General features: G+C 55.4%; 10 protein-coding genes and 2 pseudogenes. 10 read left to right on the top strand and 2 right to left on the bottom strand.

Annotation, left to right across the window (positions count from 1 at the left end; genetic code table 11):
* Window positions 1–3: 3 nt before the first annotated feature.
* The 7 genes and pseudogenes from ftsZ to yaaA form a co-directional block, all read left to right on the top strand.
* Window positions 4–958: pseudogene (gene ftsZ, locus FD19_RS01050) on the top strand (cell division protein FtsZ); the annotation flags it as partial.
* 80 nt (window positions 959–1,038) lie between these two features.
* Window positions 1,039–1,248, top strand: a pseudogene (locus FD19_RS10005) (cell division protein FtsZ); the annotation flags it as partial.
* 30 nt (window positions 1,249–1,278) lie between these two features.
* Complete coding sequence (locus FD19_RS01055) at window positions 1,279–1,770, top strand: cell division protein SepF (RefSeq protein WP_054749295.1); 492 nt, start codon at window positions 1,279–1,281, stop codon at window positions 1,768–1,770.
* A gap of 16 nt (window positions 1,771–1,786) precedes the next feature.
* On the top strand, window positions 1,787–2,581 hold the full coding sequence (locus tag FD19_RS01060; RefSeq protein ID WP_054749296.1) for a YlmH family RNA-binding protein: 795 nt from the start codon (window positions 1,787–1,789) through the stop codon (window positions 2,579–2,581).
* A 34-nt stretch (window positions 2,582–2,615) separates the two neighbouring features.
* Complete coding sequence (locus tag FD19_RS01065) at window positions 2,616–3,242, top strand: DivIVA domain-containing protein (RefSeq protein WP_056968919.1); 627 nt, start codon at window positions 2,616–2,618, stop codon at window positions 3,240–3,242.
* 262 nt (window positions 3,243–3,504) lie between these two features.
* On the top strand, window positions 3,505–6,306 hold the full coding sequence (ileS, locus tag FD19_RS01070; protein ID WP_056968920.1) for an isoleucine--tRNA ligase: 2,802 nt from the start codon (window positions 3,505–3,507) through the stop codon (window positions 6,304–6,306).
* A gap of 154 nt (window positions 6,307–6,460) precedes the next feature.
* Window positions 6,461–7,204: a peroxide stress protein YaaA gene (gene yaaA, locus FD19_RS01075; protein WP_054749298.1), complete on the top strand. Its 744-nt coding sequence runs from the start codon at window positions 6,461–6,463 to the stop codon at window positions 7,202–7,204.
* On the opposite strand, the gene FD19_RS01080 is transcribed toward yaaA, so the two are convergent.
* Together FD19_RS01080 and FD19_RS01085 are read right to left on the bottom strand one after the other, a co-directional pair.
* Entirely contained in the window at window positions 7,205–7,996 is a 792-nt protein-coding gene (locus FD19_RS01080; RefSeq protein WP_056968921.1) for a tyrosine-protein phosphatase, read from the bottom strand. It abuts the gene before it with no gap.
* An 85-nt stretch (window positions 7,997–8,081) separates the two neighbouring features.
* On the bottom strand, window positions 8,082–9,620 hold the full coding sequence (locus FD19_RS01085) for a multicopper oxidase family protein (RefSeq protein ID WP_054749301.1): 1,539 nt from the start codon (window positions 9,618–9,620) through the stop codon (window positions 8,082–8,084).
* Between the two features lie 269 nt (window positions 9,621–9,889).
* Between FD19_RS01085 and FD19_RS01090 the strand changes: the two genes are divergently transcribed.
* The 3 genes from FD19_RS01090 to FD19_RS01100 all read left to right on the top strand — a co-directional run bounded on the left by FD19_RS01090 (window position 9,890) and on the right by FD19_RS01100 (window position 12,137).
* A complete protein-coding gene (locus FD19_RS01090) occupies window positions 9,890–10,153 on the top strand; it encodes a hypothetical protein (protein WP_054749302.1) in 264 nt (87 codons plus the stop codon).
* Between the two features lie 47 nt (window positions 10,154–10,200).
* Window positions 10,201–10,890, top strand: coding sequence for a 5'-methylthioadenosine/adenosylhomocysteine nucleosidase (locus FD19_RS01095; RefSeq protein WP_054749303.1), 690 nt, complete (start codon window positions 10,201–10,203; stop codon window positions 10,888–10,890).
* An 83-nt stretch (window positions 10,891–10,973) separates the two neighbouring features.
* Window positions 10,974–12,137 carry a cysteine desulfurase family protein gene (locus FD19_RS01100; protein WP_054749304.1) on the top strand — a complete coding sequence of 388 codons (1,164 nt, stop codon included), beginning with the start codon at window positions 10,974–10,976 and terminating at the stop codon, window positions 12,135–12,137.
* Window positions 12,138–12,178 lie beyond the last annotated feature (41 nt).

Below are 12,178 nucleotides of genomic sequence, written 5' to 3' on the forward strand. Positions count from 1 at the left end.
AAGATGGAATTCGCAGCAGATGAACAAATGAGTGCGAACGGCGCCGTGATCAAGGTCATTGGTGTCGGTGGGGCCGGTGGTAACGCCGTGAACCGCATGATTAGTGAGGATGTTAAGGGTGTGCAGTTTATCGCTGCCAACACCGATTTGCAGGCCTTAGGCGCGTCAAACGCTGATACTAAGATTCAATTAGGACCAAAACTGACCCGTGGTTTGGGTGCCGGTGCGGCGCCAGAGATCGGGCAGAAGGCCGCTGAGGAAAGTGAAGAGGCCATTGCCGAAGCGCTGCAGGGTGCCGACATGATTTTTATCACCTGTGGTATGGGTGGTGGTTCCGGTACCGGTGCTGCTCCCGTTGTGGCTAAAATTGCGCAGGAACAAGGGGCATTGACGGTTGGTGTGGTCACTAAACCGTTCACCTTTGAGGGACCCAAGCGTGCCAACAACGCTAAGGATGGCATTAAGGAGCTGAAGCAGCACGTGGACACGTTGGTTATTATTGCCAATGACCGCCTGCTGGAAATCGTTGACAAGAAGACGCCGATGCTGGAAGCCTTCCAAACGGCTGATAACGTGCTGCGTCAGGGCGTGCAGGGTATTTCTGACCTGATTACGAGTCCTGGTTACGTTAACTTGGACTTTGCCGACGTGAAGACCGTGATGGCTAAGCAGGGTAGCGCCTTAATGGGTGTTGGCTCTGCGACCGGCGAGAACCGGACCGAGGAGGCCACCAAGAAGGCCATTTCCTCACCACTACTGGAAGTCGGTATCGATGGTGCCAAGCAGGTGCTACTGAACATCACTGGTGGCCCGGACTTGTCTCTGTTTGAAGCCCAAGCCGCTTCTGAAATTGTGACCCAGGCCGCGACCAGCGACGTTAACATCATCTTTGGGACTTCCATTAACGAAGACCTGGGCGACGAAGTGGTCGTCACGGTGATTGCCACGGGTCTGGATGATTTGGACAACGGCAGCACGCCGCGGCGCGGTTCGGTTCGCCAGAGTATCAACCAGGCGGCCAAGAACGACCAGGCGGGCGACGCCAACCAGAGTAAGACCGACGATCCGTTTGGTGACTGGGACCTGCGGCGGGAGCCACGGAGTGCAGCCGCCGATGACCAGCAGGCCAGCTTTGATAACGTACAGAAGAAGGAGTTCGACGTGTTCGAATCCCAACCACACGTGCAGGACAGTGACGATAGTGATGACCAACCACCGTTCTTTAAGCGGCGGCGGATGGATAACTAGTAAGCCACATAAGTGAGGGGTTGACTGATTATGGCAATGGATAAACTTGGGAGTATGTTTGGCAAGTTTTTCGAGATGGACGACGATGCTGATGAGCAAGATTACGCCGATGACGAAATGATGCAGAGTGCGGTGGGGAATAACGCACGCCCGGATGCACCACAGGCCCGTCAGGCTACGCCAGCGGCAAATCATCCCAACACGGCGCGCACGAATAACGTGCTGCCAATCAGTGGCGCGCAAAAGGGCAACTCCAAAATTGAGTTGTACGAACCCCGCGTTTATTCTGACGCAAAGGAAGTTGGGCGCAACCTGCTTGGTGACTCGGCCGTATTGGTCAACTTTTCACGGATGGAGCCGGCGGATGCAAAGCGAATCGTAGATTTTCTCACGGGCCTCGTTTTTGCCATTAACGGTGAGATTAAGCGGGTTGGCAACATGATTTTCTTGGTGACGCCGGCCAACTTTGAAGTGAGTGGCAACCTCGCCGAGAAGATTCATGACGATTTGGACCTGGAATAGACATAGGTGAACACTGATGACGACTGGTATTTATCAACACTTTCGTCCGGAAGAGCGCATCCTGGTTGACCAGCTCCGTGATGCTATCGCGACGGCGCAAGTTGAGTACCGGCCTGTTGTGACCCCCTTTGCGAATCCGCGTACGCGTGCCATTGCGCGTATGTTATTGGGTGACGACGATAGTATGGGGATGTGGTCAGATGGTGCGTTCGATGACGCTGAATGGCAGCGCATCGTTTTTGCGCCGGACTATTTCACCCCCCAACCGGAAGACTTTCAGGTACAACTGCTGGACATCAAGTACCCGACCAAGTTTGCGGAGTTGCACCACAGCACGATTCTGGGCACTTTAGTGCACCAAGGAATTGAGCGCGACGTGTTCGGCGACATTGAAACCGATGGCACGCGTTGGCAGTTTGCGGTTGACGCCAGTATGACCAACTTTTTCGTAGATAATATCGACCATATTGGGCGGGTCGCGGTGCGGCTGTTTCCGGTAACCCGGGATGAGCGGGTCCACGGCTTGAGCGATTGGGAGGAAGAGGTGGCCCTGCTACCCGGGTTGCGGCTCGACGCGTTGGTCAGCCACGTCTACCATGTGTCGCGGCAACGCGCCAAGGAGTTGGTTGAGCATGGCGAGGTGACGTTAAACTGGCAAGCAACGTCGCGTCCGGACGCGGAAATTGCGCCCAACGATATGGTGTCTGTGCGTGGCTTTGGCCGAATCGCGGTTGATGCTGTTACCGGGCAGACCGCCAAGGGTAAACTGCGCTTGGTCACTCGAGTGATTCGTAAACAGCGGGGGCACTAATACGGGTGCCCGCTGATAAGTAGGAGGAATGAGTATGTTAAGCCCAGTTGATATTCATGATAAACAGTTTAACGTTAAAATGCGTGGGTACGATCAGGACGAGGTCAACGATTTTTTGGATCAGATCATCCAGGATTTTAGCGACCTCATCAAGCGGAACGAATCGCTCAGTGCAGACTTGAAACAAGCCCAAGCGGAGATCGACGAGTTCCAGGGCATGAAGGAAGCACTGAACAAGTCGTTGATCTTGGCCCAGGATGCCGCGGATAACGTCAAGCAGAACGCACAGTCTGATGCCGATGCCATTATTGCGCGGGCACAGAAGAATGCTGACCAGTTGGCCAACGACGCCAAGGCGCACCACGACCAGGTCGTGGGACGAGCTGCCGATGATGCCCGGCGTTACCAGATCGAGGCTGATGATGCCAAGCGTAACGTTCAGGAATTCCGCCAGCACATGAAGATGTTGTTGGAAGCCGAGCTGGAGGCCATTAGTGGTGCTGAATGGAACCGGACGATTGGAGCCAAGATCGACCAGCCCGTTCCGAGCCACACGGAAGGACCCCTTGACAACGAGGGTAAGGCTTCGGTAGAATCATCGTCGAGCGCGTCGGATGATGGTGTGACCGAAATCGTCTTTCCCGATGAACCAATTAAGTAAGTTTAACCATTGACGGACACACGTCGGTGGGATGGTGCCCTGCAGCGACCCGGTATGCTGGTGTGAGACTGGGAGTCGTGCCACCCACAGATATCACGTCCTGAGGTCCTGCCGAGCCAACGGTAGGCGGGGAGTTGCACGATATCGCAACGGTGAGGGTGGTCACTTGGTTTGTACCGGGTGGCGACCGAACTTAGGTGGTACCACGAATATCTCGTCCTAACAGGGACGAGATTTTTTTATGTAATTAAGGGGGCAGAACATGAAAGTCAAAGATACTTTGAATCTCGGTAAGACCGCGTTCCCAATGCGGGGTAACTTACCCAAGCGTGAACCAGAATTCCAGAAGGATTGGGAAGAAAACCATGTGTACGAGCAGCGCCAAAAGCTGAACCAGGGCCGGCCAGCGTTTGTGCTTCACGATGGGCCTCCCTTTGCCAACGGTGACATCCACATGGGTCACGCGTTGAATAAAATCAGTAAGGATATCATTGTGCGTTACCACTCCATGGCGGGTTACTACTCACCATACGTGCCTGGCTGGGATACGCACGGGTTGCCCATCGAGCAGCAGTTAGCCAAGCAGGGTATCAAGCGCAAGGAAATGAAAATGGCCGATTACCGTGAACTGTGCCGTCAGTTCGCCATGAAGGAAATCGACCGGCAGCGGACCGAGTTTAAGCGTCTCGGGGTATCAGGCGACTGGGACCACCCGTACATCACGCTGCTACCGGAATTTGAAGCAGCAGAAGTACGCGTCTTTGGTAAGATGGCCGAAAAGGGCTACATTTATCACGGTTTGAAGCCTGTGTACTGGTCATGGTCGTCAGAATCAACGTTGGCCGAAGCTGAAGTTGAGTACAAGGACGTGAAGTCCCCGTCCATTTACGTGGCCTTTCAGGTCAAAGATGGCAAGGGCATTCTCGACACCGATACCTACCTGATTATTTGGACCACGACGCCGTGGACCATTCCGTCTAACCGTGGGATCACCGTGAACCCGAAGTTTGAGTACGTGCAGGTAGCTGTTGATGGCAAGAAGTACGTGGTGGCGGCGGAACGCCTCCACGAAGTTGCCGCAGACCTCGGTTGGAGTGATCCGCAGGTACTCAAAACCTTTAAGGGTATCGACATGGACAAGATGGTGGCGCGCCACCCGCTATACGATCGAGACAGTTTGGTGATGAACGCCAACCACGTTACGCTCGATGCGGGTACTGGTTTGGTCCACACCGCTCCGGGTCATGGTGAAGATGACTACAACGTGGGTGTACGTTACGGCCTCCCAGTTGAATCTGTGGTCGACGCCAAGGGGTACATGAACGAGAACGCACCGGGCTTTGAAGGTGTCTTCTATGACGACGCCAACAAGATGGTGACGCAGCAATTAACTGATAAGGGTGCGTTGTTGAAGCTTGACTTCTTCACCCACAGTTACCCACACGACTGGCGGACCAAGAAGCCAGTCATTTACCGGGCTACGACGCAGTGGTTTGCCTCCGTGGCATCCTTCCGGGACGAGATTTTGGGCCAAATCGACAAGGTCAACTTCACGCCAAGTTGGGGCAAGACCCGCTTGTACAACATGATTCGTGACCGTGGTGACTGGGTCATCTCCCGTCAGCGGGCTTGGGGTGTACCGTTGCCAATTTTCTATGCTGAAGACGGCACGCCGATTCTGGAAAAGGAGACCATCGACCACGTGGCTGACCTGTTTGGTCGGTACGGTTCGAACGTTTGGTTTGAGCGCGATGCCAAAGACCTGTTACCAGAGGGCTACACGCACCCAGGTAGTCCAAACGGCAAGTTCACTAAGGAAACCGACATCATAGACGTCTGGTTTGACTCCGGTTCGTCATGGGCAGGGTGCCTGCAGGGTCGCGATGACCTGACTTACCCATCCAGTCTGTACCTGGAAGGCTCCGACCAGTATCGTGGCTGGTTCAACAGTAGTTTGATCACCAGTGTGGCTGTTAATGGGGTGGCCCCTTACAAGAACGTGCTGTCACAAGGCTTCACCCTTGATAGTAAGGGCCAAAAGATGAGTAAGTCCCTTGGCAACGTTATCGCACCTGAAAAGGTCGAGAAGCAGTATGGGGCCGAAATTGTCCGTTTATGGGTTGCTAGTGTTGATTCCAGTTCTGACGTGCGCGTCTCCATGGACAACTTTGCCCAAACCAGTGAAGCGTACCGGAAGATTCGTAACACGATGCGCTTCATGCTCGCCAATACTACGGACTTCGATGCTGCTAAGGACACCGTTGCTTGGGACGACCTGAGTGACGTGGACCACTACATGTTGGTTCGGTTGAACCAGGTGATTCGTGAGGCCCATGCCGATTACTTGAAGTATGACTTCAGCAGTGTGGAAAAGGTTATTTCCGCCTATCTGGTCAACGACCTGTCCGCGTTCTACCTCGACTTTGCTAAGGACGTCGTTTACATCGAAGCCGCTGACAGCTTGCAGCGGCGGCAGATGCAGACGGTGATGTACCAAGCACTGGTTGCACTGACGCAGATGTTGACGCCAATTTTGCCACACACAATGGAAGAAATTTGGCCGTTCTTGAACCGCAAAGAGGACTACGCCTTCCTGTCCGATATGCCACAAGCCAAGACGATTGATGGTGAAAAGGACATTCTCCAGCGGTGGCACGCATTCATGGAGTTCCGGAGTGAGGTTGCTAAGGCTTTGGAAGAAGCCCGTGACGCTAAACTCATCGGGAAGTCCATGGAAGCCAAGGTAACGGTTTACCCAACCCAGGAACTGGCGGACTTGCTCGGTAGTTTGGGTGACAGTAACGTGATGCAGATGCTGATTGTATCTGGGTTCAAGCAGGCCGCTGTGGGTACGGCTGCACCAGCTGACGCCTTGGACTTCAAGGATGGCGCGGTGTTGGTTGAACACGCGGACGGGGACGTTTGTGAACGTTGCCGGATGACCCGGACCGATGTGGGCACTGACGATGCTTTCCCCACCCTGTGTGCACGTTGTGCCGCCATTGTGCGGGCTAACTACCCAGAAGCAGTGACTGAAGGTTTGGAATCCAAGCAAGCTAAGTAAGCGTAATTGGAGGGCTGTCCTTTAAGGCGCCCGTATATACAAGTATGGACCAGCAACGATTCCCCCTGGGGATCGCCGCTGGTCCATACTTGTATCCGGGATTAACCCATTGGGGCCACAGCTTAAGTAAGTAGGGTTAAGGAGGTTAACCGCAATGCAAATGATTATCGCGCCTGCCAAGCGGATGCGGACCGACACGGATAACTTTGACGTGACCGGGTGGCCGGAGTACCTAGGGTCAGCGGACCAACTACTGGCGCAGTTGCGCACGCTCGATACCACCGCACTACAGCAATTGTGGCATACCAGTGACCAGTTGACCCAAAGTAGCCGTAGTTGGCTGAACCAAATGGACCTACGACAGCAGGTCACGCCCGCCGTCATGGCTTTTGTCGGCTTGCAGTACCAAAGCCTTGCGGCGGACTTGTTGACGGACGAGGCGTTAGCGTACTTGCGCGACCACCTGCGTATATTGTCCGGCTTGTACGGGATACTGCGGCCCTTTGACGGCATCGTTCCGTACCGGCTGGATATGGGCAGCAGGCTGGCGGTTGGTACGGCCCGTAATTTGTATGCTTTTTGGGGCCGGCGGGTTTACGCAGCGTTGGACTGGTCGGCACCGGTAATCAACTTGGCGTCTATGGAGTACGCCCGCGTCATTACGCCGTACCTCACGGGTGATGATTGCTTTGTGGATGTAGTCTTTGGCCGCCTGGTTGACGGCCACATCAAAACGCGCGCCACCTATGCAAAGATGGCGCGCGGGGCACTAGTGCGATTTGCAGCTTCGCACGCCGTGGACGACGTGGCGGGTCTGACTGATTTCGATGATCCCCATTACCGGTTTGCGCCGGCTCAGTCGAGTAGTCAGCGGTTGGTGTTTCTACGGCGTGACTAGTTAACTTTGAGGTTCCAAGTACAGCTGACGTAGGTCCGCCTGATTCTTTGACGATAGACGCAGCTCCTGACGGGCGTAATCGGACCAGGTACCGAACTCGCTGGTAACGAATTTCTGGACGGTATCAAAGTTATCACCGCCCGCCGCCGCTGCGTTCATTGTGTTGACCAGGGCGGACGCGCCGTGTTGGAGTTTGGCGTTGACAGCAGCACTCGACATGCCTTCGGGGTTGGCCAGTACTAGGTTGGTCAGCTGGTAATCCGCACGCATGACTGGGGTGGGTACGCCCAGCAGGCCCTCAATCATCATGGCACCGACGCCAGTGCGATCCTTACCGGCTGCACAGTGGAAGACCAGTGCGTGTCCCGGAGTGGTGTTGGCCAACAGGAGGTCAAACAACTGGCGGTAGGCGTGCAGCGCGTGCCGGTCGACCAGCATTTCAATGTAGGCATCACCCAGGTCCCAGCTTTGTGGCCGTGGGGGCTGCCGGTGCTTCAGCTTATCCCAAAAGCTTTGTTCACCGGACAGCGGGTAGACTGACAGGTGTTGGTAGTTAGTGCCGGCCAGCAATTTGTCGGGGGACATCGAGACTTCTGTATCGCTACGCAGGTCAACTACGGTGGTCACCCCATAATCAGCCAGTTGTTGTTCGCCCACACCGTCTAGGTAACTGAGGGTGCCGGAACGTAATACTTTGTGCCAGGCGACGGTTCGCCCGCCAGTCGTGGGATAGCCACCCAGTTCGCGCAGGTTAATTGCGTTGGGGATGGTCAACACGCGTTCATGCGGCATGCGTGCCGCCTCCTTTCATAAATACTTGCGACCAAAGACGCCCATTCCCATTGTTTAGGGTGGGCGTCTTAGCATGCATGGGAATTTACATGTGCATGCCCATCTTCTTGTAGGACTCCATTCCGCCGAGCCACAGGTCCTTCATGGCGACCCCACGTTCCTTGGCAAAGGCTTGCATGAGCGTGTGGTGGTCCATCAGGTGGTACTGGACGTCTGGATGGGCCGGGTCGACCACTTTGATCTGGGCCATCATCCCGCCGTCCTCATGCTCAATGATGTGGCAGTGATACATAAAGACGCCCGGAACGTTGAACAGGACCTTGATGCGGACGTGTTCGTGAGGGTTGATGCTGACCGTGTCCTTCAGCCCGGTTTCGTTCGGGTAGGGCGCGTGGCCGTTCCGCGAGATGACCTGGAAGGCAGTCCCGTGCATGTGGTACGGGTGGATCATGCCACCCACCATATCGTTGGTACTGGTGATGTCCCAGATTTGGCACTTACCCATGGGCATTTCGTAGTCGATGCGTTGCATGTCAAACTTTTTGCCGTCGATCATGACCTCTTCGTCCATGCCGGACAGCACCACGTTTTTCACGGGTAGGTCTGGATCAACGTGGTATTCCGGTACGTCGAACAAGTGTGCCGGAATAGTGCTGTGGTCTGGGGCAAAGTCGCGGATGCGAAACTGCACGATCGGAACGTCATCGGAGTATAGGGTGACCCGGTCACCAGGGTGGTACTGACCAAAGTCGACCACAATTTCTTGACGTTCGGCACACGTGATCATGAGGTGGGTAAACGTGACCGGTTCTGGTAACAGGCTGTTGTCCCCAGCAATTTGGGTAAACGGTAGGTCGCCACTAAAGTGCAGGCGCCATTCCCGCCGGTTGGAGCCGTTCAGGATGCGTAACCGCACCTTCTGCGTGGTGACGTCAAAGTACGGGTTAATGGTGCCATTGATCATGGCAGTTGGTCCCTGAACGCCATCCGGGTCGTAGTCGGCCCGGTAATCCCACTGGTTATCCTCGTGGAAGCGCCGGTCCTGCAGAATTAACGGAATGTCGTCGACCCCATAGTTCCGCGGCAATGGGAGGCGACTTTCGTGGTCATCCTGAACGATGGCCATTGCGGCTAAACCATGCCACACTTGTTCAGCCGTCGACGGACACGGGTGCGCGTGCAGCCAGTCGGTTGAGGCCGGTTGGTGGATGGTGAAGGTCACGTCGCGTGCTTCACCAGGGTACACGGGCGCGTGGCAGCCACCATCTTCGATGGGTCCGGGAATATCGAGGCCGTGCCAGTGGAAGGTGGTGACTTCGGGCAGGTGGTTGACTAAGTGTAGGTGTACCGTCTCACCATCATGGTAGACGAAGGTTTGCCCTAGTAACGGCGCGTTATACCCCCAGGTTTTGGTCTTGGCACCGGGCAGCAGCTGCACCTCACCGGTTTGGGCGGTGATGGTGTAGTATACGTCCTGCCCCTCGACGCGATCCGGGGTGGCAATAGCGGGAATGGCCAACGGTTGCGGGGATGTGGTCGGCGCTTCGAGGGGAATGTAGCCGCCGTCGTGCGTATTATAGGCAGCTTCATCAAACAAATAATCGGTAATTACTGGTTGTGACATGGTGTTAACCTCCCTTTACTTGCACCCTGATGATAACATATTTCCAATATCCCTTCATTGGATTTAATGCCCGCGTACCGGCATTGTATGCGCTTGTGCGGCGCACCAATAATTTGTTGACCACGTCCCGGACTAACACGGTAGTGGCGGTCTCCAGTGGCCTGCTAGTTGCGGGACAGCACGGCGGGGCTTGCGTTGCGGACCCCCTTTGGCAAACAGCGGCGGAACGTGTATAATTAATACAAGTTATAGGAACAGGAGGCACAGTGATGGAGCCACAAACACGTAAAGAAGTGCGCGAAGCACGTGAACGTGCAACGGCGACTGCCCGTGAGCGTGACCGCAAGCGGATAGCCGTGGAACGTGACTACGCGCGCGAACAGGCAGTGAGTCGGACCGCGGCTAAGAGTCAGCAACGCATCGACCAGGAAGCGTACCACAAGGTGTCGGTTCTGAAAGCCAAATTGAATTGGGCAATCGGGACGGTCGTGGTGATGTTGATCATTGTCGCCTTAGTCCTGTTTCTAGTGTAAGCAGACGTACGCGTGGGTCGTGATCTACGCATGAGGAGGAACTCAGCATGAAAATTGGCGTTATCTGTGCCATGGAAGAAGAAATTCGTGAACTTTTGGCCGTTTTGGAGGATCAGGAAGAAGCCGTGGTTGCCAGTCAGCATTATTACCACGGCCACATTCACGGCCAAGAAGTGACCTTGGTGGAATCGGGCATTGGTAAGGTGCAAGCCGGCATGGTGGCGGCCATCTTGTTGGACCACTACCAACCGGACGTCCTGATCAACACGGGTAGTGCCGGTGGTATTGGTACGGGGCTCAAAGTTGGTGATGTGGTGGTCAGCACCGGGGTGGCGTACCACGACGTCGACTCCACCGCCTTTGGTTACAAGCCGGGACAATTACCGCAGCAACCGCAAATTTTCACGGCGGATGCCGACTTTGTGGCGAAAATCACGGCGGCGGCTCAGGCGACGAACCTGACCACGCACACGGGTTTAATCGTGTCCGGGGACCAGTTTATTAGTAGTACGCCGGCCATTAAACGCATTAAGGGTATTTTTCCGCAGGCGCTTGCTAGCGAAATGGAAGGGGCAGCCGTTGGCCAGGTTGCAACCCAGTTTCACACGCCATTCGTCGTGATTCGGGCGATGAGTGATGTGGGTGATGAAAACGCTAGCGTCAGTTTTGACGAGTTCATTATTGACGCGGGCAAGCGGAGTGCCGCGATGTTGCTGGCGTTCCTTGCTGCTTTATAGGCGGATATGTGCGAGTATGCTTGGCCACGAACCCATTGCGGGTTGGTGGCCTTTATTAGCAATTGACGGTAAAGGAGATTTTCATGAAGCACGTATATTTAGATAATGCGGCCACGACGCCAATGCATCCAGATGTCGTCGCGGCCATGACTGAGCAAATGAACGCGGACTTTGGTAATGCCAGTTCTACCCACTACTTTGGGCGGCAGGCGCATGCGGCGTTGGACCACGCCCGGCAAACGCTAGCAACAGCGCTGCACACCACCACGGATAACATCGTTTTTACAGGTGGAGCGACGGAGAGCAACAATACCGCCATTATCCGTACTGCCTACGCGCGGCGTGAGCAGGGAATGCACATCATTACCAGTGCCATTGAACACTTGTCGGTGTTGAACCCCTTGCGGCGGTTGGAACAGGAAGGGTTTCGGGTCACTTACTTACCAGTAGATGCCAACGGTGAAATTAGCATGAGCGACTTTGATGCCGCCCTCGACGATGAAACCACGCTGGTGACCCTAATGTGGGGGAACAATGAGGTTGGTAGCCGGATGCCGATCGACAAAGTGGGGGCGCGACTGCGCAGCCACCAAGCATGGTTCCACGTGGACGCTACCCAGGCGTTTGGGCTAGCGGATATTAACCCGCAGGCGCTGGGCATCAACATGTTGTCGGCGTCGGCACACAAACTGAACGGGCCTAAAGGTGTGGGTGTGCTGTACCGCGATGATACAGTCCACTTTACCCCGTTTTTGCTGGGTGGTGAACAAGAGACCAAACGGCGGGCTGGAACGGAGAATGTGCCGGGCATCGTGGGGTTCGGTGCGGCGGTGGCCCGGTTAGATAATGCGGCCAAAGCCGCACTTACCACACGCTATGAGGGTTTTACCAAGCAGATTACAACGGCACTTACGGATGAGGACGTAGAGTTCCACGTGAACGGCAACCTCACGCACGACCGGCTACCACACGTTCTCAACCTGTGGTTCCCAGGGGTCTCGACCTACGCGTTACAGACAAACCTGGACCTGGCCGGCTTTGCGGTTTCTGGTGGTTCGGCCTGCACGGCCGGCAGTTTGGAGCCCTCGCACGTACTGACCGCCATGTTTGGCGCCGATTCCCCACGCATTGCGGAATCGATTCGCATTTCTTTTGGTACGGTCACTACCAGTGAGGATATTGCTGCGTTTAGTGCCGCGCTCATCAAGGCTGTGAACCGGCTACGGGCGCGCGCGGCCACCAAGTAAGCGGGCAGTTGCGGAGCAGTGGGAACGCTTGCACCATAACG

This window comes from Lacticaseibacillus thailandensis DSM 22698 = JCM 13996 (assembly GCF_001436135.1).
Lineage (GTDB): Bacteria > Bacillota > Bacilli > Lactobacillales > Lactobacillaceae > Lacticaseibacillus > Lacticaseibacillus thailandensis.

Bases quoted from the DNA above. Each gene is read 5' to 3' on its own strand.
- FD19_RS01055 (WP_054749295.1), top strand. From the start codon at position 1,279: ATGGCAATGGATAAACTTGGGAGTATGTTTGGCAAGTTTTTCGAGATG.
- FD19_RS01060 (WP_054749296.1), top strand. From the start codon at position 1,787: ATGACGACTGGTATTTATCAACACTTTCGTCCGGAAGAGCGCATCCTG.
- FD19_RS01065 (WP_056968919.1), top strand. From the start codon at position 2,616: ATGTTAAGCCCAGTTGATATTCATGATAAACAGTTTAACGTTAAAATG.
- ileS (WP_056968920.1), top strand. From the start codon at position 3,505: ATGAAAGTCAAAGATACTTTGAATCTCGGTAAGACCGCGTTCCCAATG.
- yaaA (WP_054749298.1), top strand. From the start codon at position 6,461: ATGCAAATGATTATCGCGCCTGCCAAGCGGATGCGGACCGACACGGAT.
- FD19_RS01080 (WP_056968921.1), bottom strand. From the start codon at position 7,996: ATGCCGCATGAACGCGTGTTGACCATCCCCAACGCAATTAACCTGCGC.
- FD19_RS01085 (WP_054749301.1), bottom strand. From the start codon at position 9,620: ATGTCACAACCAGTAATTACCGATTATTTGTTTGATGAAGCTGCCTAT.
- FD19_RS01090 (WP_054749302.1), top strand. From the start codon at position 9,890: ATGGAGCCACAAACACGTAAAGAAGTGCGCGAAGCACGTGAACGTGCA.
- FD19_RS01095 (WP_054749303.1), top strand. From the start codon at position 10,201: ATGAAAATTGGCGTTATCTGTGCCATGGAAGAAGAAATTCGTGAACTT.
- FD19_RS01100 (WP_054749304.1), top strand. From the start codon at position 10,974: ATGAAGCACGTATATTTAGATAATGCGGCCACGACGCCAATGCATCCA.